Origin of the sequence: Neobacillus oceani (assembly GCF_046237595.1) — a bacterium.
Lineage (GTDB): Bacteria > Bacillota > Bacilli > Bacillales > Cytobacillaceae > Bacillus_D > Bacillus_D oceani.
In genome coordinates this window covers 622,922-646,899 of record NZ_CP143543.1, presented here as the reverse complement: position 1 = coordinate 646,899, position 23,978 = coordinate 622,922, and the positions used below count along the sequence as shown (strand labels likewise).

The window sequence follows — 23,978 nt, the reverse complement described above, 5'->3', positions numbered from 1 at the left end:
GACCAAGCACATTACTATTTCCTCTTCTTAGGATCATTCCAGTACCAGTCTTCTATATTGAAGTAACGGGAATAGAGAGAGAATTTAACTCCAGCCAAGTCTTTGTGCATGCCCGCGAATCCCTTTGGATGGTGCAGCCACAGGCTGTGTGCGTTGTCATTCAGGATTTTGTGAAGTTCCTGGTAAAGGGCGTTACGCTTTGCGGCATTAGGCTCTTTACGGAAATCTTCCATGATTTTGTCAACACGCGCATCTTTAACACCTTGGTTGTTGTTAGACGGGATTTGGCTTGAGTGCCATAGGCCATACTTGTCAGGGTTCGTTCCAAGAGACCATGCGCTAACGTGTGCAGTTACTTCGCCTGAGTCGATTTTCTCGAGCCAGATTGAGAAGTCGTAAGAACGGATAGTCGTTTTCACACCAATCTTCTTCCAATCCTGCTGGGCCATCTTGGCGATGTCTTCACGGACTTTGTTACCGTTGTTGTAAGTCAAGGTAACTTCCATTACCTTGCCGCCCTTTTCGCGGTAGCCGCTTGAACCCATCTTCCAGCCAGCATCATCGAGAAGGTCATTTGCTTTCTTTACATCGTACGCAAGTGGTTTTACATTTTTGTTGTATGGTGCTTCCAACGGATGGATTGGTCCGCTTGCAAGCTGGGCATTCTTCAATAGAACTGTGTTGACGATTGCCTGGCGGTTAAGGCCAAAAGACAATGCCTGGCGAACTTTCATATCAGCAAACAGTGGATCTTTCTGGTTCAAGCCGATGTAGTCATAACGGCCCTGGTCATACTTAACAATTTTCAGGTTCTTGTTCTTTTGGACTGTTGCCACACTTTTTGGGTTAACTGATTCAACGAAATCTACTTGATACTTCAGAAGGTTTACAACTTCAACGTTCGCATCAGGAAGGATTTTCATTGTGATTTGGTCCATGTAAGGGCGGCCATTCCAGTAGTCCTTGTTGGCAACAAGTACAACGCGCTGGGCTGTTTTCCACTCCTTGAATTTGAACGGTCCGGACCCTACAGGGTTGCGGTGGAAGCTTGAGTCATTGAAGCTCTTCACTCCGTTAGGGAATTTGTGCTTCGGAATAATAGCAAAGGTAATCGCATTTAGGAACAACGGTGAAGGATCCTTCAAATCAAATACAACTGTGTATTTGTCCTTTGCCGAAACTTTGTCAATCATTGCAATAGTACCCTTGTATGGGTTGATGGAATCTTTATGTCCCAGCATTTGATAGGTGAATACTACGTCATCCGCAGTCAAAGGCTTGCCATCGTGGAACTTTACATCCTTGCGGAGGTTCAAAGTGAATTTCTTTGTATTGTTTTCGATCTTCCAGCTTGTTGCAAGGCTTGGGATGATATTGTTTTTGATGTCAGTAGTCACTAGTGCATCAAACATCATGCCCTGAAGGCGGTTGGATACAGCGTCGCTAGTCGTTCCAGGTGTCAGGCGTGTCGCATCAGCGAATGTACTGAATACAAGTTTGCCCCCGACTTTCTTCGAATCGAAGCCTTTACGGGCTGCCGCATCGGCAGGCGTCGCAAATGTCGACAAAATCAGGATTAAAGCTATTCCTGATAGAAATAGTGTTTTGAACTTCTTGAACAAGTTGATTCCCCCTTAATTATTTTTTCGTCGTGGCGTCGATAGTCAACACTGAACCGAACTTTTCAGCAGTGATAGTTGCTTCTAGTTTTCCTTTCAGGTCTTCAAGCTTTGCTTCTGTCCCGTCAAGGGTAACTTTTACTTCGTCGTTAATAGTAAATGTCTCTTTATAGGAAGCATTGAGTACGGCGGTCAATTTGTTTCCGCTTATAGTGATTTCCTTTTTATTTACCTTTGAAATGTATGGATAGATCGCAGTTACTTCATCATCCTTCGTAAAGAATGCCTGTGCACCGAACTCAGCACCATTCCCTAAGTATTCGGTGATCAATTTGATTGTGAATTCCTGAGTAGGGCTGTTTGGCAGGGAAGCAACGAACGCATTTAGGTTTACATCCTTCGTGAATGTTCCGATGTTCCATTTCGCAGCTGTCAGCTTCAGGGCGCCTTCTTCAGCGTCAAGGATTTCGCCTGCATAGAATGCAGCCTGGCCTTTTTTGTTCAGGACGACTGTCGCTGGGCTTCCAACTTGGACATCCTCTGCAGTTACAGCCTGGTCACCTACAAACAAAGAGGCGTTTGAGGCAAATGTGTAGTCATTCGTGTCGGAACCGTTATTCACGGAGAAGCCTTTGTCCGAAACAGCTACGACAACGCCTGTGTCAGTCGTGAAGTTCCCTTTAAGGGTGATGAACTTGTCGAAAGCAACCGCGGCTGCTTCCCTTGTTACTACTTCATCCAAATCAACATCAATGTCGAGAACATCCTTGCGGACCAGGTAGAACAAGAAATCGATCGGGCGATTTGTCCATCCCTTCTTCAAGCCCAAGCCTTGTGCCAATGCTTTACTCATTTCCGCATATGTAACACCCTTTTGTGGCTGAACGTTCCCCTTGCTAACAGATAGGTAGCCATTGTTCACCAATTTAAGAGTATTCGTATAATTGGAGTTCTTTGAGGATAAATCTTTGAAAGCAACTGACTTGCCGGTTCCTAAAGACATCACCTGGTTGACCATGTATGCGAACTCGATCCTTGTGAGCTCACCTTCAGGATCAAATACTTCACCAGGGTTTTTGATGACACCCAGGGAAACTAGCTTATTAATGGACACTTCACTTTGGGAACCCGACGTATCGGCAAATTCCACTGCGTATGCGGTGTTCACCGCTGCGTAGCTAGGTAAGATCAGGGAGCAGGATAACGCTCCGACTAAAAGCAACTTCTTAAAATTCATTTTGTTGTTTCCCCTCTCTTGAGTTTCTTTTCTTTATCTTGGTAAGGTTGTCGAATAAAGTGAAAAGCCCTCCTTTTTATTGTTTTTTGTACTTATTGGAAAATTGCGATACTTCTATAGTATTTATAACATATATTTCCTTGGAAAATACTCTCGTTTCGCTAAAAAAAGATTAACAATTATCAAACTTGTTCGAAAAACGAAAGATTCTGATTTTATTAGTTAATAAGCCTGATAATAGTCTTTTTAATAGAAAAACCTATATTTTTCCCAAAAAATTAGGGTGACCAGAGTTGAAATTCAACCAATGTTTAACAAAACTCTAACAAAAAGGTTACTTTTTTCTTATATTTAATTGATTATAGGAAAATTAACCTCTTAAAATCTCTTTGTATTTTTAAAGTTAAGCGAGAAAAATAGGAAAAAATACCCTGAATTGTTACATTTACAGGAATATGAATTCTGATTTTCTATGAAAGAATTTCTTCCTCATCCGCCATATATTTCTCTTCTCATGATATTGAGCTATTTCTATTATCTAAAGGATTGAAATAAAAAGATTTATTTTTAAGTACCCGATGTTGTGAAAAGATTAATTAAGAAAAAGTTACTTTTGCAAATAGAAGTTTTATAGTGAAAAAGTACCGTACGCAATCGGGAACCAAGCTATCTCTTTGTGAATTTCTTTTTAAAAGTGGGCTTTGTTTTTTCATTACAGGGCCAAAAAATTGTTTTTTCTCCTAAAATAAAAGAAAATCCTCTCCATTATATAGTTCTTTTTCCCTATCCCTACGGCCATGACTTTCTAAACCAGATTTCTATGGAACCATCTGCTTTTTTTAACAATTGTTAAATTGTTAGTTTTATTTTAATTAAATCAGCACTATTGGCCGCAATCGGAAAAATGGAATCTAGACTTAACCGCACCGGATTTGGAAACTTTATCTAAACCTTTAAACAAAAAAACCACCTAAAGACATTCAATACGGTGATTTTTAAGTATTTCTTCATTATTATGTTTTCTTCGTCCTAATGACTGTATTTTTACCTCTACTGCTCCTACCTCATTTCTCCGATAATCCTTACGAACATTCATCAAATCCTATCAAGCAATGCGAGTGCCTTAATCGCGGTATCCTTCCATTGACCTTCATAATCTTGCAAATTTATATAGTGTGCTATATAGGTCGAACCAAATTTGTTTATTCCTGGGAGTTCTTTTCATCCTATAACAATTGAAATCCAATAGATATGGATAACCCCTATCATCAGATACACGACATTCCCAGCTGCAACACAAATTTTAAAAATTGGCTTGGCCAAATCCGCTTTTTTTGCCAGAAAAAGAAGGGCCAGGCTCAACGCCAGCTTCATGATCATGATAAACCCGGGAGGCATACTGGCTAACAGCGGGTTAGCTTCCTCAATCAGGAATGCTTTCATACCGGCATATGTAGCGATTCCGTCCATAAAATTCAATGCTGCCAAAAGGTACATCCATTTAATCATCCGCCTCCCCCCTCTTTGCCTGTTAGGTAAGGTTACGCCTTAGGTAACGCAAATTATTCCATCATTATTTCTTAGGAAAAAATGGCGCCCATTTTTATTAAAAAAGGTACAAGCCCTATACAGCTTGTACTAAAAGCGCATAGTATATTCCACTAAAGATGGAAGGAGGGAAAATATGGGGCGCAATTTTTCAAGTCGCAGAAACGAACGCCGCAGGGATTTCTTTGAAGAAGAATTTGATTTTGACAGTGTAGCAGGTATTTTTGAGGAAGAAAATTTCAGGAGACCTGTTAGGAACCGTGCATTTTGCCGCGCGGTTCGACGCTGCTTGATCAATGATCTTCTCGCAGCCGAAGAAGACAATAGACGTCGTCGCCGCAGACATCGCTGCCGTTCTTAAAAGTATATTCTTCAGGAGGACCAGGGTGTAGGGTTGCCCTGGTTTTCTTATTCATAAAAAAACCACCCGATTGATAAGACCGGGTGATTGGATAGTATACTATTGGGCCTGCATAGCCAGCGTGCCATCAGCAGCCAGGACATATTTCATGACAATTTTTTTAGGAAGAATCGTTCCCGCTGCCGCCTCTTTATAGGTAACAAGCAGGCTGCCGCCTGTTACCGCCAAGTAATTAATTTCAAAGCCCTGTTCATAATGCTTAATTCTTTCAAGCGTTGAGTAATCATAAATGTCGAGCCCTTTACCTGAGCTTGCATATATCCTGTTGTTTTTCAGGTCAAATGCAATTTTTTTAAAAGGGCTGTACAGTTTCCCCACATACTTCATATCTTCGCCGTACTTAGAGCCGGTTTGCAAGACAACGCCGGATCCATTGAAAATATAATTCCCATCGGGGGAGACCTCCATATTTACATTGAAAGAATAGTGCCCATGATACGGCGAATCATAGGTGGAAGCTTCCTTTCCATCAGTAAACTGATACATCTGGATATCCCGCGGACTTGTTCCGCTATCTGTCGCATATAATTTGCCTCCTGCCGGAACAATTGCCAGGGTGGAACCTCTAAGCACCGAGGTGAATTTCCCGGTTTCTTCAAATGTAGCGCGAGAATAGGCCCTCAAGTCTGTCCAGCTGAAGCCTCCGTTATTGGAAATGTATATATACCGATCGTCGGCGACAATATCCGCTGGGTCCATTGGTATATCGAGCTGCTTAACCAAAGAGAAGCTATTTGCATCTACAACGGCGAATGCCCCTTCAATTACCTGGCCATATTCATAGCTTTGCCGCTTTTTGAGTGTTACGTAAATCTCGTTATTGGCAAAAAACAGCTGGTCAAGCGGATACGTGAATGTTAGCTTCCGTATTTGCTTCGTTTCAAGATTGTATTCCACCAGGTCGTTGCCGTTCAATCCATAAAGGATTGGCTTCGCCGGATGAAGGATTTCTTCATTAATATCAATCGGCATGGCCGCCTTATCAAACGACGCCGGGACCTTAGGCAGCGCCAGCCCTGTTTTCACAATAGTTACAGGTTGCTCGGCAGGCTCTTTTGTCCCCACAGAAGGGATGGTCAGGAGGCCTTCGGCGGTTAATGGATAAATCTTTATCAACTGTTTCGGCAAAGTGTTGGCGGTGTCCTTATAAACAACGATTAGCTGCCTGTCTCGGACAAACATTTGGTCCACGTCATATTGAAGTGTATAATGTCCAAGCTTTTGGAAAGTTGAATAATCATAAACGTCTATTCCATTTTTCGTGCTTGTGTAAAAACGGCTATTGGCAATATCAAAAGCAATTTGTTTATATGTTTGAGGTAGCTTTGCCAAGTACGTCAAGTCTGTGCTTCTTGAAAGCGAGGCATTGAAAACCACTCCAGACCCATTGAACAAATACTTTCCATCAGGCGAAACAGCCATGTTCGTATCAAGCGGGTAGTGGCCATGATACGGGGAATCGTATTTGCCCGAACTCTTTCCATTATTAAACTGATACGATTCAACATCCCTGGGGGACGTTTCGGTCGTGATTGAATATACCTTATTCCCTTCAGGATGCATCTCAAGGAAAGACCTTTCGCGAACTCCCCAAACGTTTGCTGTTTCGAGGAAATTTTTCCTCGAGAAAACTTTCATATTCGTCCATTGGCCCGAGCCGCTATTGATATAAATAGACTCTGAATCTGCGACAATATCAAATGGGTCCAATGAAATATCGACCTGGTCAATGAGTGTCATTGTTTCCGCATTGATTACCGCAAAGGCCCCCTCCTGGTCCTCTTCCGACCAATAGGAACTGTGCTGGCCCTTCGGCAGGGTAACATACAATTCATTATTTGCGAAGAAGAGACGCTCTGGTACGAGGTTAAGCGTGATTTTCCTGGCCCGCTTTGTTTCAAAGTTGATTTCCATCACATCCCTGCCATCCGTTAGACCGTACAAGATTGATTTATCCGGATTGAGGGTAACCTCGCGAAGATTTATCCCGGGTGCGATTTTCTCCACGCTGTCAGGGAATGGCCCTGCTGGAGTTGTAGATGGCGGAGGCTGCGTGCCAGGATTTACAGGCGGATCCTCTTTCGTATCATCATCGGCGTATCGAGGCAACGCCTCATACGGGATGATGGCAATCTTTGTTGCCGGTTGGTTTTTATATGCCTGAATCCATGCGGAGGCATGGTTGATTGCAACAGCAAAATTTAAATTTCCTGCTTCGAATCCTGCAGCTGTAACCCCGATGACTTCCCCATATTTATTGAACAGCGCGCCTCCCGAACTTCCGTGCGTAATTGGCGCAGTAAATTGAATAAGATTCGTCTCAATTCCTTCATAAACAGCTTTATGGAGATTGCTAATAATTCCTGTCGAGACCGTGTTCATCAATCCCTCTGGACTTCCAATGGCTACAACCGGATCGCCTTTTTCCAGATAATTAATATTCCCAACGTGTAATCCCGGCAGTGCCATGTCGCTCGCTGTTCCGAGCAAGGCGAGGTCGTTGTGCGCATCGTATTTCACAACCCCACGTATTTGGATCTCTTTTCCGTCATTTGTAAAGGCCGAGACACGGTAACCCCCTTCAATGACATGAAAATTCGTAAGGATCGTGCTTTTTCCAACGATGAAACCGCTGCCCTGGCTTAACGGCTCATCGTTCTCGTCATAAACCTCCAGATACACAATATTGTTCTCACTGGCGATGATTTTTTTCATGATAATAGTTGGCATCCCATTCGCGGACAGCCCTTTTTGTTTTAAAAGAAGTTCATACGCATCCGCAAACGGATGGTAGAGTGCCGGATTGCCCCAAATAGTTCCGAGCTGAGAGTTCATCCTTTCAACCTGGCTGAAAATGGTTTCATTCTTTCCAGAAACGATAACCTTCGCTAGGAGGTTCAATTCCCCTTTTAAAACAGCTGCCGTCTTGGTTTTACTCAGGCTTCCTTCAGGTACCGGTTTATATTTCTTTGATAGGGCGTCCCTGGTCGATTTTCCGTATACAAGGCCGAGTGACCGTGCAAATTTGCCAAGTTCAAACTTCAAAGAATTATAGGCTGTAAAAGTCCCGTCACTGGACGGATTTTTTTGATATGCTGACATAAGATTTTGCGACATGAGTTTCATCCGCTCGCCGACACCGATTGTGTTGTTGTAAGCGACCGCCCGGGCATATGTACCTTCTGCCGCCGAAATCCGCGCCTCAAGCTTTCGCCGGGTCGTTCCACTTTTCAGTTTTTTGACCGCCGCAGCGGCATTGGCCAGGCTAGTTTTTGTGCTTGCCATTAACTTGGATGGGACAGCTTTCACCGTTTTGCTTTTTTCATAGTTAATGAGAGGTGAAATCTGCCTAATGTACGATTCGGATATCCCGACAAGCTGGTCCGGCGTGTACGTTTTCGCCATTCCCGGCATTGTTCCGCTAGTACCGGTAAAAAAGAAAATTGTCATCATAATGACTGTGATTCTGTGTTTCATCGATGTCCCTTCCTCGAAAAATGCTAAATTTACCTGAACCGGCAATTTATTTTAACATCAATAATAATAGGAAACACTGGGAATTTGAGGTAAGTGAAGGGGGCAAATCGTCTCCGTATTAACTTCTTGCTTCGTTTTTCATGCAGGGTCAACAATTTCAAAATAAATACGCATCCTCAAACATATACTTCTTTAGATATGCCTACAGGAGGGGAAATAAATAATGGATAATATTGAGTGGAAGATCAGTGATCCATATGTGTTCCAGGCACTTTCAGGAATCGTTGGTTCGAATGTTGCAGTTCAAACGGCAAGAGGAGCGGTAAGGGGACGACTTGCCAACGTTCAGCCGGACCATGTAGTGGTGGAACTGGGCCGTAACGCCTTTTTTATCCGGACAGCACAAATAATCTGGGTCGTTCCAAACCCAGACTTGGTGATGGAATGAAGTAGTGTAGAAAGGAGCAATACCTTCTGCTTCATTCTGAACGGACAGTTTTAAAATTCTTTTTTGGGGGTGGCCCTTATGATGAAGCGTGTCAACCGGATTGCCATTGAACTACCTCGGCCCGAACACGGGGACCCAAATGCGGCGGCCGCGGTCCAGGAGTTAATGGGTGGGAAATTTGGAGAAATGTCGACCTTGAACAACTATATGTTCCAATCCTTTAACTTTCGCGGGAAAAAGAAGTTTAAACCTTTTTATGATCTGATCGCAAGCATCACTGCCGAGGAATTCGGCCATGTTGAGCTCGTTGCCAATACGATTAACCTGCTTTCATTTGGAAATACATTTGAAGCTGATCCGGATTTGGCTCCGCTCATGAACGGAAAGGATGCACGCTATTCCCTTCATTTTACTACGACTGCCCAAACTGCCTATCCGGGAGACGGGATGGGACGGCCATGGAACGGGGAATTTGTCACCAATAGCGGCAACCTTATTGCAGACCTCCTCCATAACTACTTACTTGAAATTGGCGCCAGGACCCATAAAATGCGAGTTTATGAGATGACAACCAACCCCGTTGCTAGGGAAATGATCGGTTACCTACTCGTACGCGGCGGCACACATATCATTGCCTATGCAAAGGCCCTTGAAGTCGCAACCGGTGTGGAAGTCGGCAAAATGCTCCCGGTGCCGAGCCTTGATAACAATAAGTTTGATTATGCGAAGAAATTCATGGCACAAGGCCTCTCTAATGTGCTCTACACGTGGGGAGAGCCGGAATACCGGGATATCGACCGAATCTGGAAAGGCCCGAACCCCGAGACTGGTGAACCACTCCGCGTCATTGATGGCATGCCTAAAGGTGCCCCGGTGCCGGATTTTGAGGAAAAACCCGAGCAATTTGCCCCAGGCATCGACCGCGACGACTACGAACGCATCCTTAAAAGACTCATGGCAAATATGTAGAAAACGGGAGAATCAAATTGAGACGTGGGGCAGGATACGTAGCCAGTATTTTTTCGGTTGGCGGAATGGACCAAAAAGATACCCACTCCCCTGCTTTATTTAATAAGAGGATAAAGCCACGGCAAAATAAGGGATGTTATGATGGCGGCTACCCCCATGGCAATGCTGGAAGCGGCCCCTTGCAGGTAGCCTTCCCTCATGATTTGGCTCGTACCCATTCCGTGGGAGACTGTTCCGATTCCAAGGCCGCGGGCAAATGGGTCTGTAATTTTCGCCCACGATAAAATAATTGGCCCAAGCACCGCGCCGAGAACCCCGGCAATCATCACGAATGCCACGGCGATTGCTGGATTTGCTCCAATCAGAAACGAAATGTCGATTGCCACAGGAGACGTCACCGCCTTAACAGCCGCTGCAGCCTGAAGGTTATTAGGAAGTCCAAGCGCTTTAGCGAGCCAAACCGCCGAAAGGATCGTAGCAAGCGTCCCAATAGCCAGACCCGCCATAGCAGATTTAAATCTTTCCATTAGAACCTTTCTTGTTTGATATAAAGGCAAGGCTAGCGCCACCGTTGCCGGGCCTAGTAATAGCGTCATCCAATCCTTTGCAGGGGTATATTCCTGGTAATCGATATCCATGAATGAAAGAACAAGTATGATTACTGCAGTTGAAGTTATAATAGGCGATGTGAAAGGAGATGGTATTCTCCTGGACAGGACAAGAGCCACGCAATAGACCGCGATTGTAAATATGATACTAAAGAGTGTTATGCCGTTCATGCTCGTTTTGTTCTCCTTTTGAAAAATAATGTGCAAGTCCCCCAGTTACCAACAACCCCACCACAGTACTGCCGGCAATCATTACGAAAATTTGCAGGCCACTCGCTTTTATCAGCCCGCCAAAGTCCATTAATCCGACCGTTATTGGAACAAAAAAGAAGCCGAGGTGCCTGTTCAAAAAAGACCCTGCCAACTCTACATAGCGAAGCTTTACAATCCCTGACGTCAACAGCAAAAATAATATTAGCATTCCTAAAACGCTCGCAGGCACAGGCAAATGGAAAATTCCCACTACAAAAACCGCCACGCCATATATAGCACAAATAAAAAACAACTGGGCGAAAAAAAGAAGCGTTTGTTTTACTCGAAACAACCACCTCACCTCCTCATCAAAAAATGAAATCAAGTGGACCTTCCATCAACCAATAGGTGTGTTTCATTTAAATAGGAACATTCCTAGTTTTAACAATACCCGTTTTCATAAAATTGTACAGGCTGTAGCCAAACATCTCGGGTGACACCTTTTCCGGAATATGACCATTCATTGTAACTTATCCGTAATTGAGCGACAACTTTTTCGATTTATGGCTGGGCTTAGTCACTCATCCTGATTTGAGTGACACCTCTTCGCCTTTTGCCCAAATCTTTGTCGATCATGGAATTCGGCTCATACACAGAAGCTGTCCTGGCCAGGCCTTTTAAAGAAAAATTGCTTCTTATTTAATAAAAAGGCTGCCCCAACCGTCGGACAGCTCATTCATACGGAATATCATAATATTCTTTGCTTACTGGATCATATTGGAATACCTCATACAAGTCTTCTGGATTTCCTTCATCATACTCCATATCAACCTCGATAAAACCCAATTCCTTTTTCGAAATTCTGTCCGTCGACATCGGAATCCTTTTTTCGATGATTAGTTTTTTTATGTCAAGTGATGCGTCTAAATAGCTGTTTCCGTAATAGAACGGGCCAATCACTTTTTCCTTTCCATTTTTAATATGAAAAATAAACTCCCATTTAAAGCTTTTCGAAGCGGTGGAGGAAAATCCATCTTTCGAAAGGTATCCATTTATATCAACTTGCGTAACGTCCGTCCATGGGATACTCTCCATTTTGCCCAGTTTCTGTGTAACAATTCCATCTTTTCTTACCGCCTCAAAATCATTGTTTGTCAAAAGGACGATTGTTGCGGTTAACAAAAAAGAAAAAGCAAAAACCGCAATAGACGATCTTTCCACCTCTTTCAACCCCGCCACAAAGATACGCCCTGCAAACATAAGGGCAAGTAGGGCTGTTAAGATCAGGAAGTAGTCAAGCCACATATAGGATGCAGGAAAAAGCCATATATCCTTAATGTTTGCAAGTTTTTGATATTTCTTAAGGTTCCAGGACTCTAGCGTGGACAGAAAAATCGGAATGGCAATGGTAATAAACATATAGACGCGAAGATTGGGGCTATATAGCTTTTTTATAGTAAAAATATATTTCCCCTTTGAATACCGGTATAATATTTGTTTGCCTCTCATGAGGATGAAGCCCCCGAGAAATGGAAGCAATCCAAACAGGGTATACATCGCGAGCATCGAATAATCGCACTCCTTAATCATTTCCCCTATCGCAATCAACCCCATCACATGGGCCATTAAAATAATTACATAAGCAGTATACTTTTTTCCTCTTGCTATTAACGCCAAATCCATTCCCTCTCTTCAAAACATTTTAAGCAGTGGACGTTTCCTATTTTCATTTAAGAGATATGTCAACGAGTTTTACTAATGTTGTTACATAATTCTAAAGAAACTGTAACATAAATGCCGATTCTAAAAGGCTGTCAACCCTTCAAACTCCTAAATATTTGGAAAGCCTGCTAGACTTTGAGAAAACTGGTAAGCAGCCTGGCCGCTCCCTAACTCTCTAAATGCCTTTTATATCAACGTTTAACATACATTTCAGTATTTTATCCGACGTCACCGGGCAACCAATGGAAGGGTTAACCATAAATATGACAAAAAACGCATGTTACGATAAATGTGCTTGCGGCAACAAGCTGACAAACAAACATTTTTTTATAAACAGGAGGTATGGAAGATGAAGAAGAAAAAAGTCATTCTTTCTTTTGCAGTGGCTTCAGCACTTTGGATGGCCGGGCCAATGACGGACAAAACGGAAGCATCGTCCCTCACCCCGGCGGACCAGAAACACGTGTATGTGTTTCAAAGCAAGAATTTAAATATGAACGAGTTTAATAGATTTATAGAAGAAACCCTTCAGCGCCTTGGACTGGAGAATTACTTGAAACAGGATCAAAAACCGGATAACGCTCCGGCTAAGAAGGCTGCGCCAGCTCCAAAGGCACCGGCAAAATCAAAAGACCCTAAACCTGCCCAACCGTCATCAGCGGCTAAAGCACCAGCTAAAGCACCAGCTAAATCACCAGCTAAAGCATCAACACCGGCGCCGGCAAAAAAATCAACACCAGCGAAACAATCCGCGCCAGCCCAACAACAAGCAGGCACACTCAGCGAGTTTGAGCAGCAGGTCGTCACCCTTACAAATGAGGAGCGCGCAAAAGCTGGCCTATCGGCGCTTAAAGTGGATGAGAATTTAAGCAAAATGGCTCGGGAAAAGTCTCGGGATATGTCCGCTAACGGCTATTTTGACCATAACAGCCCGACTTATGGCTCTCCGTTTGATATGATGAAGAAATTTGGGATCACCTACTCATCTGCAGGAGAAAATATCGCCATGGGCCAACGCACACCTCAGGAAGTTGTCACTGCCTGGATGAACAGCGAAGGGCACCGCAAAAACATTCTCAATCCTAAGTTCACCCACATCGGTGTAGGACACATCGCCAAAGGCAACTACTGGACTCAGGAGTTTATCGGAAAGTAATATCTCTTAACAGGGAACGGATCCAGCGCTACTTTCGGTATTCGAATGAAGCGGGGAAACGTTCCCTGCTTCATTTTGTTTCATTCATACGGAATGCTATAATACTCCCCGGTATTTGGGTCGTATTGAAAGACAGAGTAAAAATCTTCCGGGTCCACTTTTTCATAATCCATATCAACTTTTATGAATCTCCATTCCTCCTCAGTGATTCTGTCAGTTGCCATTTGGATTTTCTTTTCCATAACAAGCTTTTTTATCTCCAAGGAACCATTTATAAAATAGTCGTTATATAGAAACGGACCAATGACTTTCTTTGTTCCGTCTTTTAGGTAAAAAACAAACTCCCATTTAAAGCTTCGGGTACTGTTCGCTGACGACCCATCCCGTGAAAGATAACCAAGGATATCGACGTGCCTTACTTCAGACCAGCCAATTTCCTCTTTTTCGCCAAGTTTTTGAATAACAATACCGTCCGTCCTAATTGCTTCATAGTCATTATTTGTTACATAGACCAATGTAGCTGTTAACAGAAATGAAAAAACACAGAGCGATACACAATTTTTTCCGGCTTCCTTTATTCCGGCAATAAAGAGGCATCCCGCGGTAAAGAAAAAAGCCACCCCCGCAATGCATAAAAAATAATCCAGCCAGTCCACTGTACCGGGAGACAGCCACACATCCTTCAGGTTGGCGAATTCTCGATACTTTCCATGGCTCCATGCTTCAAATAATGCATACGATATAGGGCCCGCAATCGTCAAAAACAAATACGTACGCAAGGCTTTGCTTTTAAAAATATACGTTGAAAATAAGTCTCTTCCTCTCAAAAGGAGGAGGCCGATGAGAAAGGCGCCAAGCCCCATGACCAAATATCCCACAATATAATTAGGGGTCCTTTCTACAAGCCATTCACTCGTAGCAATCATACCCATGAGATATGAAAAACAAATTATTCCATATGCGATCCACTTTAAAAGCCAAGCCATTTCGCTCCCCCCTAACGAAAACCAGTTTTCTAACATACGAATAGAACTTAAATAAGATTCGTTATTTCCCGTTTAGGTTAATAACACATAGTTTCCGGTTAACTCAGAAGAACTAAAATGATGTTCCTCTTCAAAATGCAGACGAAATTGCTACTCTAAGAAGAGAATGAGGAAACACACCTTCCCTGCCTATTTCTTTCCATTTCCTAATTTTCATTTGACTTGAAGAAAAAATCAATATAAACTTTGATATGTGTAACCGGTTACCTAACCGTTAATCAACCGGCTAGGGAACCAACATTCTGAAACATTATACCAATTATATATATTTACTTTTCAACTAGATTATTAACAGGAAGGAAGATGATTGGGTATGGAGAAAAAGCCTAAAATAACGGTTGTTGGCAGTATTAATATGGATCTTGTTTCGATAACCGACCAAGTTCCTCAAAAAGGTGAAACTTTGATGGGCAAGAAATTTTTTATGAACCCGGGAGGCAAAGGCGCCAATCAGGCGGTTGCAGCCGCCAGGCTTGGTGCGCAGGTTCGGATGATTGGATGTGTAGGCGATGACGGTTTTGGCGAAAGCCTCACACAGCACCTGCATAAAGAGGGCATTGATATAACGCATGTGGAACCGGTTGCAGATTCAACCGGTACAGCCACGATTATCGTTTCTGACAATGATAATAGCATTATCGTTGTTCCAGGCGCCAATTTGCATGTTACCGCAGATTTTGTCGAATCGAAAAGGGACATCATTGCCGATAGCGATATTTTAATCTTACAGTTGGAAATACCTCTCGAAGGCGTTAAGAAAGCAGTGGAGATTGCCAGCGAAAATAGGGTGAAAACAATATTAAACCCTGCCCCAATCTGTGATTTGCCGGATGAGATCCTTGAGCAGGTTACTTATTTGACACCGAATGAGCATGAATACGTTAGCCTGATTAAAAGCATGGGCGAAAATACGTTACAAGAGAAGGTCATTATGACGAGAGGAAGCAAGGGCGTTGCCTTCTTCCAGCAAGGGATTCAGCTGGAAATCCCGGCATTCAAAGTGAATACTGTCGACACGACTGGCGCTGGGGATTCTTTTAACGGCGGACTTGCCTTTGCACTCGGAACTGGGCTCTCTCTTAAGGATGCATGCAAATACGGAAATGCTGTCGGAGCCCTTTCAACCATGAAACTTGGGGCTCAAAGAGGAATGCCGAAAAAAGAAGAAGTTGAAGCTTTCATAAAAAATGAAGCAGTGATTAGTTAATCTTTTTCACTCTTGCCTGTATTGAAATTAGCATTGCTTCGTGATTGGATGAAATTGGGGCGAACCTTCTAAATTTCCTATCATATGATGCAAATAAGCTGAAAATTGAAGAGGGTGTTTCCAATTGGGGCTTCATTGTATCTAGATTTTTTGTCCAAATTTGGGATTGGCGGTGCCCACCCAGGAGGCTTAAACATCACAAAGGAAATGCTCATAGGAGAGCAAATGAACAAATCATCCAAAATTCTGGATGTCGGCTGTGGCACAGGGCAGACTGCCGCCTTTCTTGCTTTGCAATATGGGGCGAACATAACCGGGATGGACATCAATCCCATTATGGTCGAGAAAGCCAAAAATAGAATGGCCACACACCAGCTTCCCGTTGAAATCATTCACGGATCAATCGAGGAGATCCCGTTGAAGGACAAAAGCTTCGACTTTATCCTCTGCGAATCAGTGCTTTCCTTTGTAAATAAACAAAAGGCTCTGCGGGAAATTTATCGGGTTTTAAGGGACGGGGGCCGGTTTATTGCAAACGAATTGACTATCAATAAGCAGCCCAAGCCAAAGGAAGCCGAAGAAATAAAAGCATTTTATGGATTCGATTCCCTTCCATTCGAATCGGACTGGGCGGTTTTACTTAAGCAAACGGGTTTTAAAAATATTGTCATCAGCAGAAACAGGCAGTCCATCTTCCAACCACACCACATGCCAGAATTCCATTATTCAGATGTTATTGAACCGAAGCTATTCGAGGTGTTCAACCAACATTATATGATTATGCTGAAATACCAGGACATTCTCGATTATCGGATTCTCACCTGTACGAAATGACGTATCAAACGGTATATTTTATGTTTCTCATATTAAAGGTTTGCAGCAGTTTCTGCTGCAAGCCTTTTTGTATCTGTCAAATGAAGAATGGAAAAAATGGACCGAATGCACTAATGCCAAAAAACAGGAATCCGAAGAGCCCAAATGGCCCGAAGAAATGAAAAAGCCTGCTTTCATCACTCGATTCCGTTTGCATGCCTGGATGGTGTATATTCGGCATGGTGATGTACTTCCTCTCCTTCTCGTAGCTATGAAGGATGCCCTGGTAGACTGCCCATCCTTCAATTCCACCTGGATAAATTGATACAAATGCTTTTTACACTTATCATGATAATCCCGCTGAAAATCAAAAGTGTTCGGGTTGCTGTTATGCTGCATTTGTCTACCTCCTCTGAGTCACTACAATTACAACCAATTTCCAGCAGCCTGATTTGGTTCCCGGGAATTTGCAGTGTAGCAGGGGACGAATCCAGTGTTGATTGACGCGGGGAGGAGTGTTCTTTAATGGGAATAAGAATGGACAGCCTTTCCCCTTTGCACAGTTGGGATAGGCACATCGCGAGTGGTAAGGGGATATAGTATTACATGTAAATTTTCTTTGAGGTGCTGTATGACAATTCGAAAAGCCAGTAAATCGGAGACCGACTATATATTGAGAATGTCTGGACATGTGACCGAAGAAAGCACAATGGGATACGCTACCAACAATTTGGAGAATGGCTATAACATGTTTCAGCCCATGGTGAAAAATGGGGCCTATTACCTTGTTGACGACCATAACCGCGTAATTACGGGGTGGATTTTGCTTGGTTCAGAATGGAATCCGTTGACCAATAATGTGACCGGCCTCCTCCTCCAGTTATACGTGTTTCCTCTTTACAGAAACTTTGGTATCGGCAAGAAACTGATGCAAGCAGCCATTCAAGAACTTCAGTCCCGAGGCATCGGCACCATCCAGCTCAACGTGTTTGCGGGCAATCCGGCAAAAGCCTTGTACAAAAAGCTCGGTTTCAGAGAAATTTCAACCGTTATGGAGCTTGATTTTTTCAAGAAGAATTTTGGTTGAATGGCGGCTGTCCTCACGGCTTTTTCTAAAACAAAAAAGGGAAGGACCATTCCTGGAACCTTCCCCACTTATTTACTTTTGGGACTTGCCCATATCAGGTGAAGCGAATTCAGCCAAAAGCTCTCGACCTTTTTTATCCTCACTGGGGATGATTCCACGAGTTTTCCTATATCCCGGTTATGATTGCAGCCAAATTTTTTCAAAAGAAAAGGATTGGCTTTGTTCTGCAGCCAGGCATATATGGGATTCGTGCTGAGCCCGTGCTCCATTAAAAGAATTTGGCCATCAGGCCTTACCCAGTGAGCCATCCGTTCAAGTACCTTATCGGGATTCGGGTATGAGCATAATGATAGTGTAGAGATGACCGTATCATACTGGCCAGCCTCTAGTTCAGCTTCTTCGACATTGGCGGTTATAAACTCCACATTGAGCCTTTCCTGAGATGCCTTTAACCTCGCATGTTCAATCATGGATGGGCTGAAATCAACAGCAGTGATTTTCGCATTCTTTGGATAAAATATGAAGTTCGTTCCCGCTCCCACTGAAAGTTCAAGGATATCTCCAGTCGCAGAGCGCAATAGATTTTTTCTTAAACGGTACTCAGACGAGTTTTCTTTTAGTGGCTTCGCATACCGCTTAACCTGTTTATCAAACACTTGGATTTGCCGGTTGATTTCCAACATATCAGCCTCCTTGATTGCCCTTTTTACTGATCGGGTTAAAAGAGCCATCCCTTCAAGCCTACATTGTTATGACCACTTTCCCCTGCGCATGGCCTTCGGCAAAATAGCTAAAGGCATCTGAAATTTCATCCAGGGCATAGTGCCTGTCAATTACTGGCCTTACCTTCCCTGTTTCCAGCAGCTCTTTCATAAAAAACAGGTCTTTTTGGTTTGGGCGCTGCAAAAAACTTTTGATTTTTCTGCTGCCGGCCATCGAAATCCAGGGGCCAAGTAACATAGTCTGCGCCATTTGCGCCCCGGCACCGCCAACATGAACAAAGATTCCGTTTGGATTCAAATTACGCTTGTATGCGCTAACCGGATGGTTCCCATTTGCGCCAATGATTAAGTCATAGCGCTCCGTCCCTTTTGTAAAATTCTCTTTTGTGTAATCAATGGCATGGTCCGCCCCGATGGATCGGACTCTTTCTATATTCCTTGTACTGCACACCCCGGTGACCTCGGCACCAAAAGATTTGGCGATTTGGACCGCAAACGTTCCGACACCGCCGGACGCCCCATTAATTAAAACCTTTTGTCCACGGCGGATTTTCCCTTTATCACGCAAACTCTGCAGTGCTGTAACCCCCGCCATCGGCACCGCGGCCGCTTCTTCAAATGATAGATTCGCAGGCTTTGGAGCAAATGCATGCTCGGGAGCAGCTACATATTCAGCAAACCCACCCCAGCCGCTTCCGGAAAGATCTCCAAACACTTCATCCCCGAGCTTGAACAGCTTAACATCTTTGCCAACCGCCTCCACACGCCCGGAGATGTCGCCCCCGGGAATCGGGTATTTCGGTTTTAAAAGGCCAAATGCAAACCGGGCCAGGAACGGTTCCCCTTTTAAAAGAACGAGATTCCCATAATTAATCGATGCCGCATGTACCTTGACCAACACTTCATTGTCCGCAGGCACGGGCTTATCAACTTCTTTTACCTCCAGAACATCCGGCTCGCCATATTTGCCACAAACAATCGCCTTTATAAAGACTCCCCCTACTTAGATTTGTTTCAAAAAAACTAATTCATTAACAGCCTATTTATGTTTGGGAAAATTATGTATCTGGATGTATCTTCATTATGGTTTAAAATGGGATTAAAAGAAAGTTTTTACTATTTTCTTCCTTGATAAGATTTTCGGACCCAGTCCGCCATGGTATGATTAAAAATAGCTTTTGGATGGCGGTGGTTTTTTAGAAAATACCAATAAAGCAATATGGGATTACGCGAAAGCTTTCATAAGCTTCATCCTGCTGGACTTGTATTTAAATGTGGCAATCGCGGGGGCAGGGAACATTTTGGGCAATCTCCTTCGATGTAGCCCAGTATTCGTAAACATGAAAAAGCCGCCCCTTCTCACGTGTGAAGGGCGGCTTTCCTTTTTAATATTTTGGTTATTTCCATTCCAGCAAAGGAAGGATTTCCTTTTGCCGTTCGTACATTTCATCAATCATGGCGCAAGCCTGATAATAGCTTGGCGCCTGAGGATCAAGCAAAATCGCCTGCAGTAGCTTTGTCTTCGAATTTTCCACATAAGCCTCAATCAGCAATCTGTGAATCATTCCCTGTATGTGGATCGTTCCGATAATTGCTGTTGGCAGCTCAACAGTCATTGGTTTCAATTGAATTCCATCGCCATTCACGACCGCCTGCGTTTCGACAACCATATCATCCGGCAGGCCTTTGATTGCGCCATTATTTTGCAAATTGGCCGAATTGATTTCGATTTCATCATCAAAGAAAATCGCTTCAATGATCGGTATCGCATACTCGCCACTCTTATGGACATTCTCTTTTTTAAAAACAAACATCGTTTCGGCCCACTCTTCATAGGTCATGTTCTCGTCAAACAAGCCTTTATCAAGTATGCCCCCATGGGCGCAGTAAACGAATTCAGGAGTCCTCGAATCCTTTTCCCACAGCCTTTCCCTAACCGGGTCATAATGGAATTGAAGTGGAAGCCCCGCGTAAAAATCCCCGGCAAACGAAACATACTCCCCGATATGGTTTGTACCCGGATAAGGGTAAAGCCCATAAATATGGTACATCGTGCGGGATAGAGAAATATGGTCAAACTGGGCGAGGCGATTGGCCTCCGTTTCTTTTTCATGGAAAAGCGGGTATAAGTCCTCACCTGTATTCTTGTCCCATATTTTCGTAAAAAAACCAAAATGGTTCAGGCCACCTCCTTCGAAGCCCAAATCATTTCTATCCATTTCCAAAAACTTCGAGATTTGGTCGACGCCCATATCTAGTCCATGGCACAAGCCTACTATTTTAATAGATGTTAACTTTGATATCGCCTCGACCAATTTCGCTTCGGGATTCGTGTAGTTGAGCAGCCAGGCATCAGGGCAAACCTTTTCCATTGTACGTGCAATATGGATCATCGGGCCGAGATTCCTAAGTGTATGGAACATCGATCCAGGGCCGCCATTTTCGCCAAAAATCTGTTTGCTGCCATAACGGCGCGGGATATGGAAGTCCTGTGACCAGTAAAAATACCGGTTCACTTCAATTGCGGAAATGACAAAGTCAGCGCCTGTCAATGCTTCTTCCAGATTTGTCGTTTTCCATAGGTTTGCCGGGTGCGAGAATTCAGTAAACATTTCCTTCGAATAGGCATACGTTTTTGTTAAATTTTCATCAACAATGTCCATAAGGGCGATTTCGAGATCCACTTCATTTTTTAGCCTTTCGGACAGGACCAAATCCTGAAGAGAGCCAAGCGCAAACGAGATGCTGCCCGCCCCCACTAATGCCACTTTCACTTTTTTCATATTTGTTCTCCTCCCGACTTTTCCCGTATATATTTACACTTTAGATATTTCGCCGCCGCCCTATCCAAATAGAAATCAATATGTTCATAGCCAAGCAGCTCCTGGGCAGGAAGCTTCCTCTCCTTAAGTAAGGCGATTTTCTGTACGATTTCAGCCTTCCTTTCACCTGTAATGGCAACAATGGCCCGCTTGCTTTCGGCTATTTGCCTTAATCCCAACGTAATGCCTTTCTCAAGTTCTGTGGGTTGTATAAAATACTTCTGGGCAACTGTCTTTGTCGTTTCTGATAAATCGACAACACTGCTATGGCCCAACACTTTGCACCCGGGCTCATTCAAGCCAATATGTCCGTTCATGCCAACGCCAATTAAACTGAATGTAATCGGATGCTCCTCTATGAAACTGTCAATCTTCGAGCACTCCTCCTGTAAATCATCAGCGGTTCCATCAAAGAATTCAATTTGCCCCGGCTCCAGTTCCAGATGGGAAAATAAATCCTGATTGAGCATTTGAAAACAGCTGCCCTCCGATTCCCTGCTGATTCCTACCCATTCATCAAGGCTTACAAATTTCACTTTTTTAAGGGTGGGCTGGCCTTTCATAGCGGCAGCAAACAGCTGGTAGGATATCTTGGGGGTGCTGCCTGATGCTAAACATAAAACCGGCTTTGCTTCTGTTCTTACATGCTCCTCCATTTCTTTGGCAATTTGGAGCGCGACTTCCTGTTCATTATTAAAAATTCGGATCATATTTTCACATCCTATACTGAGATGATTTTCATCAATCTATCCTGAAGAACAAGATTGGCTGCCCCTACCGCCGTGGAATGTGAGCACTCGCTGACAATAATGGATGGCTCCCAATCAGTAAACTGTTTAACATAAGCTTGCGTCCTTGATAACAGCTCCTCCGGGAATAATACTGCTGTTTTTCCGCTGATTATGATGGTTCCAACATCCAAAAGGCTATTGATGTTTGTAATGATTAAAGCCAAATGTTTGGATACATACTCTATAAAGGCTTCTCTCCCGGAATCAACACTCAAATTGAATTGATTAAGCAAAGCCCTCATTCCCAATTTGCCCTCGAGCCAGCCAACCGAATGTGGCGCTTTTATATAATCCGGATCAAAACACATGTATTCAAGCTCACCAGCACTCGCATGAATGCCCCTATGCAGCTTTTTATTCAGGATAATTCCCGCTCCTACTCCCTCACCCAACGAAATATGGATTAAATCTTCGAGCCCATTTTCCTGTTCCTCGATTTTCCGATATTCCGCAACCGTTGAAGCGTTTACGTCATTTTCAAGAATAATAGGCAACCCAACGGTCTTTTTTAACTTTTCAATTATCGGCTCAAAAAAATAATCCCTTTCTTTATCGTGTTGAACTCTCATCCTAATTGTTTTGTTCCTGATATTAATTGCGCCATCCACGCCAATTCCAACCCCAACTATCGTGCTGCCAGTTTCCTCGGCCTTTTCACGCATGCGGCAGACAATATCTTTAAAAACACCGATAAATTCTTCATTATAAACAGGAATATCTGTATCAAGTGAGTACGTATAAAGCACATTGCAATGCAAATTAACGAGCACGGCCGTTATCTGGCCGCCAATAACCTGAAGCCCTATGCTTGAATACCGATTCTCGTTAAATCGGTAAACAGTCCTTTTTCTTCCAAGCCCGCCAGAGCCATCGCGGCTTTCACCCGTTGGCACCAAAATCCCGATTTGCTCAAAATATTGAACTATCTTGCTAACCGTTACAAAGCTCATCGCTGTCTTCTTGGTGATTTCAACCTTCGCGAGCTCTGGGTGCTGCATGACAATATCAAAAATTATCTTTCTATTTTCGTCCTTGATATCGTGCGGTAAAAAAGATTTCATTGCTCCACCCTCTTATTTAACTACATTAATTAACAAAGTTAAAAAAATAAATAAAAATGAAACCATTCTTTAAATGGCCTTACTAAAAAGTATATCAATGGTAAATGAGGTGTCAATGAGAAACCTCACCACGCCGGATTAACGAACTTTTTTTGGGTGGATGCATATTCTACACTATATATTTGTTATTAAACCAGGGGATTGGTATGAAGATGGTACGGAATCGAATGAGGAACCGGGTCATTGTCGACCAAGTGAATGTGAATTCAATCGATACGGCTTCGGGCATATTTGTTGGTATTAATTATGCAAATAACTGGTCCTCACACCGTAAAACGAATTACGGCTTTGGTTCAATGAGCAATTGCCGTATTTCCGGGAACTATAGTTATGTCATTGACAATGATGTTGTCGATACTCCGATTAACAGCAATGCGATAAGCATCATGGAACGGGGGCCGAATAGCAGCCTCAATCATGTTGACGTGGTGGGGATTAACGTAAACTTACTGGATTCCTGCGCTGCCCTGGCGGTTGGGGAAAATGACATGAACGGCTGGAGTACACACAGCAAGCGGAATGCCGGACAAGGCAGGATGATTGGCAAGATACAGAATGAAAACAATGCAACCTATATTTCAGATCAGGATATTATTGATACCCAAATCAATCATTTGACCCATTCATAACTTTCCGCTGGCCTCTAAAGGAGGGATCCAGGTGGCCATTACCTTCGGAGTTGGCGCCATCAATATTAATTCCCAAAATACGAATTCCACCGTCGCAGTTGGACAGAATCAGCTCCCTGGCTGGGCGGCCCACCGGAAGGTCAATAACGGACAGGGATTTTTAGTGGGGAATGTGGTGAATACAGCCAACGGATCCGTCATTAACGACCTCGATTTCATTGATGGCCAAATGAACAACGTGAATGTCTCGCCAAGCGCGCAAGGACAGACAATATAATGAAGCAGCATAGCGGCGGGATGCTATGCTGTTTTTTTATTATAGGCGCAATTCATTAAAACAAGA

General features: G+C 43.5%; 22 protein-coding genes. 9 read left to right on the top strand and 13 right to left on the bottom strand.

Annotated features, from left to right (window positions below; all coding sequences use genetic code 11):
- Positions 1–14: 14 nt before the first annotated feature.
- The 3 genes from V1499_RS03190 to V1499_RS03180 form a co-directional block, all read right to left on the bottom strand.
- Complete coding sequence (locus V1499_RS03190; protein ID WP_409273745.1) at positions 15–1,622, bottom strand: ABC transporter substrate-binding protein; 1,608 nt, start codon at positions 1,620–1,622, stop codon at positions 15–17.
- 16 nt (positions 1,623–1,638) lie between these two features.
- Entirely contained in the window at positions 1,639–2,856 is a 1,218-nt protein-coding gene (locus tag V1499_RS03185) for an S-layer homology domain-containing protein (RefSeq protein WP_409273743.1), read from the bottom strand.
- Between the two features lie 1,221 nt (positions 2,857–4,077).
- A complete protein-coding gene (locus tag V1499_RS03180) occupies positions 4,078–4,365 on the bottom strand; it encodes a DUF5658 family protein (RefSeq protein WP_409273741.1) in 288 nt (95 codons plus the stop codon).
- A 175-nt stretch (positions 4,366–4,540) separates the two neighbouring features.
- Here V1499_RS03180 and V1499_RS03175 point away from each other — a divergent pair, with 175 nt between their 5' ends.
- A complete protein-coding gene (locus tag V1499_RS03175) occupies positions 4,541–4,765 on the top strand; it encodes a hypothetical protein (protein ID WP_409273740.1) in 225 nt (74 codons plus the stop codon).
- A 99-nt stretch (positions 4,766–4,864) separates the two neighbouring features.
- On the opposite strand, the gene V1499_RS03170 is transcribed toward V1499_RS03175, so the two are convergent.
- Entirely contained in the window at positions 4,865–8,302 is a 3,438-nt protein-coding gene (locus tag V1499_RS03170; protein ID WP_409273738.1) for a trypsin-like peptidase domain-containing protein, read from the bottom strand.
- Positions 8,303–8,525: 223 nt separating this feature from the next.
- On the opposite strand from V1499_RS03170, the gene V1499_RS03165 reads away from it, so the two are divergent.
- Positions 8,526–8,750 carry a YuzF family protein gene (locus V1499_RS03165; protein WP_409273737.1) on the top strand — a complete coding sequence of 75 codons (225 nt, stop codon included), beginning with the start codon at positions 8,526–8,528 and terminating at the stop codon, positions 8,748–8,750.
- Between the two features lie 78 nt (positions 8,751–8,828).
- Positions 8,829–9,719, top strand: coding sequence for a manganese catalase family protein (locus V1499_RS03160; RefSeq protein ID WP_409273736.1), 891 nt, complete (start codon positions 8,829–8,831; stop codon positions 9,717–9,719).
- Positions 9,720–9,814: 95 nt separating this feature from the next.
- On the opposite strand, the gene V1499_RS03155 is transcribed toward V1499_RS03160, so the two are convergent.
- The 3 genes from V1499_RS03155 to V1499_RS03145 form a co-directional block, all read right to left on the bottom strand.
- Positions 9,815–10,498 (bottom strand): LrgB family protein, encoded by a 684-nt coding sequence (locus tag V1499_RS03155; RefSeq protein ID WP_409273734.1) that lies wholly within the window; start codon positions 10,496–10,498, stop codon positions 9,815–9,817.
- A complete protein-coding gene (locus V1499_RS03150; protein ID WP_409273733.1) occupies positions 10,476–10,871 on the bottom strand; it encodes a CidA/LrgA family protein in 396 nt (131 codons plus the stop codon). Before V1499_RS03150 ends, V1499_RS03155 begins: the two co-directional genes overlap by 23 nt.
- 380 nt (positions 10,872–11,251) lie before the next feature.
- Positions 11,252–12,196, bottom strand: coding sequence for a hypothetical protein (locus V1499_RS03145; protein ID WP_409273731.1), 945 nt, complete (start codon positions 12,194–12,196; stop codon positions 11,252–11,254).
- 394 nt (positions 12,197–12,590) lie between these two features.
- Between V1499_RS03145 and V1499_RS03140 the strand changes: the two genes are divergently transcribed.
- A complete protein-coding gene (locus V1499_RS03140; protein WP_409273729.1) occupies positions 12,591–13,397 on the top strand; it encodes a CAP domain-containing protein in 807 nt (268 codons plus the stop codon).
- 80 nt (positions 13,398–13,477) lie between these two features.
- On the opposite strand, the gene V1499_RS03135 is transcribed toward V1499_RS03140, so the two are convergent.
- Positions 13,478–14,383: a hypothetical protein gene (locus tag V1499_RS03135; RefSeq protein ID WP_409273728.1), complete on the bottom strand. Its 906-nt coding sequence runs from the start codon at positions 14,381–14,383 to the stop codon at positions 13,478–13,480.
- 373 nt (positions 14,384–14,756) lie between these two features.
- On the opposite strand from V1499_RS03135, the gene rbsK reads away from it, so the two are divergent.
- The 3 genes from rbsK (at position 14,757) to V1499_RS03120 (ending at position 17,550) form a co-directional block, all read left to right on the top strand.
- Positions 14,757–15,650, top strand: coding sequence for a ribokinase (gene rbsK / locus V1499_RS03130; protein WP_409273726.1), 894 nt, complete (start codon positions 14,757–14,759; stop codon positions 15,648–15,650).
- Between the two features lie 207 nt (positions 15,651–15,857).
- Positions 15,858–16,484: a class I SAM-dependent methyltransferase gene (locus V1499_RS03125; RefSeq protein WP_409276214.1), complete on the top strand. Its 627-nt coding sequence runs from the start codon at positions 15,858–15,860 to the stop codon at positions 16,482–16,484.
- A 610-nt stretch (positions 16,485–17,094) separates the two neighbouring features.
- The gene (locus V1499_RS03120; protein ID WP_409273724.1) at positions 17,095–17,550 is read left to right on the top strand and encodes a GNAT family N-acetyltransferase; all 456 of its coding nucleotides are present in this window, start codon (positions 17,095–17,097) and stop codon (positions 17,548–17,550) included.
- Between the two features lie 68 nt (positions 17,551–17,618).
- Here V1499_RS03120 and V1499_RS03115 read toward each other — a convergent pair whose 3' ends face one another.
- The 5 genes from V1499_RS03115 to V1499_RS03095 form a co-directional block, all read right to left on the bottom strand.
- The gene (locus V1499_RS03115; protein ID WP_409273722.1) at positions 17,619–18,233 is read right to left on the bottom strand and encodes a class I SAM-dependent methyltransferase; all 615 of its coding nucleotides are present in this window, start codon (positions 18,231–18,233) and stop codon (positions 17,619–17,621) included.
- Between the two features lie 58 nt (positions 18,234–18,291).
- Positions 18,292–19,260, bottom strand: coding sequence for an NAD(P)-dependent alcohol dehydrogenase (locus tag V1499_RS03110; RefSeq protein ID WP_409276213.1), 969 nt, complete (start codon positions 19,258–19,260; stop codon positions 18,292–18,294).
- A 409-nt stretch (positions 19,261–19,669) separates the two neighbouring features.
- A complete protein-coding gene (locus V1499_RS03105) occupies positions 19,670–21,055 on the bottom strand; it encodes an alpha-galactosidase (protein WP_409273720.1) in 1,386 nt (461 codons plus the stop codon).
- Positions 21,052–21,804 carry a 6-phosphogluconolactonase gene (locus tag V1499_RS03100; protein WP_409273718.1) on the bottom strand — a complete coding sequence of 251 codons (753 nt, stop codon included), beginning with the start codon at positions 21,802–21,804 and terminating at the stop codon, positions 21,052–21,054. Before V1499_RS03100 ends, V1499_RS03105 begins: the two co-directional genes overlap by 4 nt.
- A gap of 11 nt (positions 21,805–21,815) precedes the next feature.
- Positions 21,816–22,946 (bottom strand): ROK family protein, encoded by a 1,131-nt coding sequence (locus tag V1499_RS03095; protein ID WP_409273716.1) that lies wholly within the window; start codon positions 22,944–22,946, stop codon positions 21,816–21,818.
- A 206-nt stretch (positions 22,947–23,152) separates the two neighbouring features.
- Between V1499_RS03095 and V1499_RS03090 the strand changes: the two genes are divergently transcribed.
- Together V1499_RS03090 and V1499_RS03085 are read left to right on the top strand one after the other, a co-directional pair.
- Positions 23,153–23,635 carry a hypothetical protein gene (locus tag V1499_RS03090; RefSeq protein ID WP_409273714.1) on the top strand — a complete coding sequence of 161 codons (483 nt, stop codon included), beginning with the start codon at positions 23,153–23,155 and terminating at the stop codon, positions 23,633–23,635.
- 31 nt (positions 23,636–23,666) lie between these two features.
- Positions 23,667–23,912 carry a hypothetical protein gene (locus V1499_RS03085; protein WP_409273713.1) on the top strand — a complete coding sequence of 82 codons (246 nt, stop codon included), beginning with the start codon at positions 23,667–23,669 and terminating at the stop codon, positions 23,910–23,912.
- The last annotated feature ends 66 nt before the right edge of the window (positions 23,913–23,978 follow it).

Excerpts from the sequence above, each read along its gene's own strand:
- V1499_RS03160 (WP_409273736.1), top strand. The coding sequence starts at position 8,829 with ATGATGAAGCGTGTCAACCGGATTGCCATTGAACTACCTCGGCCCGAA.
- V1499_RS03180 (WP_409273741.1), bottom strand. The coding sequence starts at position 4,365 with ATGATTAAATGGATGTACCTTTTGGCAGCATTGAATTTTATGGACGGA.
- V1499_RS03175 (WP_409273740.1), top strand. The coding sequence starts at position 4,541 with ATGGGGCGCAATTTTTCAAGTCGCAGAAACGAACGCCGCAGGGATTTC.
- V1499_RS03090 (WP_409273714.1), top strand. The coding sequence starts at position 23,153 with ATGAAGATGGTACGGAATCGAATGAGGAACCGGGTCATTGTCGACCAA.
- V1499_RS03165 (WP_409273737.1), top strand. The coding sequence starts at position 8,526 with ATGGATAATATTGAGTGGAAGATCAGTGATCCATATGTGTTCCAGGCA.
- V1499_RS03115 (WP_409273722.1), bottom strand. The coding sequence starts at position 18,233 with ATGTTGGAAATCAACCGGCAAATCCAAGTGTTTGATAAACAGGTTAAG.
- V1499_RS03155 (WP_409273734.1), bottom strand. The coding sequence starts at position 10,498 with ATGAACGGCATAACACTCTTTAGTATCATATTTACAATCGCGGTCTAT.
- V1499_RS03125 (WP_409276214.1), top strand. The coding sequence starts at position 15,858 with ATGCTCATAGGAGAGCAAATGAACAAATCATCCAAAATTCTGGATGTC.
- rbsK (WP_409273726.1), top strand. The coding sequence starts at position 14,757 with ATGGAGAAAAAGCCTAAAATAACGGTTGTTGGCAGTATTAATATGGAT.
- V1499_RS03100 (WP_409273718.1), bottom strand. The coding sequence starts at position 21,804 with ATGATCCGAATTTTTAATAATGAACAGGAAGTCGCGCTCCAAATTGCC.
- V1499_RS03140 (WP_409273729.1), top strand. The coding sequence starts at position 12,591 with ATGAAGAAGAAAAAAGTCATTCTTTCTTTTGCAGTGGCTTCAGCACTT.
- V1499_RS03185 (WP_409273743.1), bottom strand. The coding sequence starts at position 2,856 with ATGAATTTTAAGAAGTTGCTTTTAGTCGGAGCGTTATCCTGCTCCCTG.
- V1499_RS03135 (WP_409273728.1), bottom strand. The coding sequence starts at position 14,383 with ATGGCTTGGCTTTTAAAGTGGATCGCATATGGAATAATTTGTTTTTCA.
- V1499_RS03120 (WP_409273724.1), top strand. The coding sequence starts at position 17,095 with ATGACAATTCGAAAAGCCAGTAAATCGGAGACCGACTATATATTGAGA.
- V1499_RS03170 (WP_409273738.1), bottom strand. The coding sequence starts at position 8,302 with ATGAAACACAGAATCACAGTCATTATGATGACAATTTTCTTTTTTACC.
- V1499_RS03095 (WP_409273716.1), bottom strand. The coding sequence starts at position 22,946 with ATGAAATCTTTTTTACCGCACGATATCAAGGACGAAAATAGAAAGATA.
- V1499_RS03105 (WP_409273720.1), bottom strand. The coding sequence starts at position 21,055 with ATGAAAAAAGTGAAAGTGGCATTAGTGGGGGCGGGCAGCATCTCGTTT.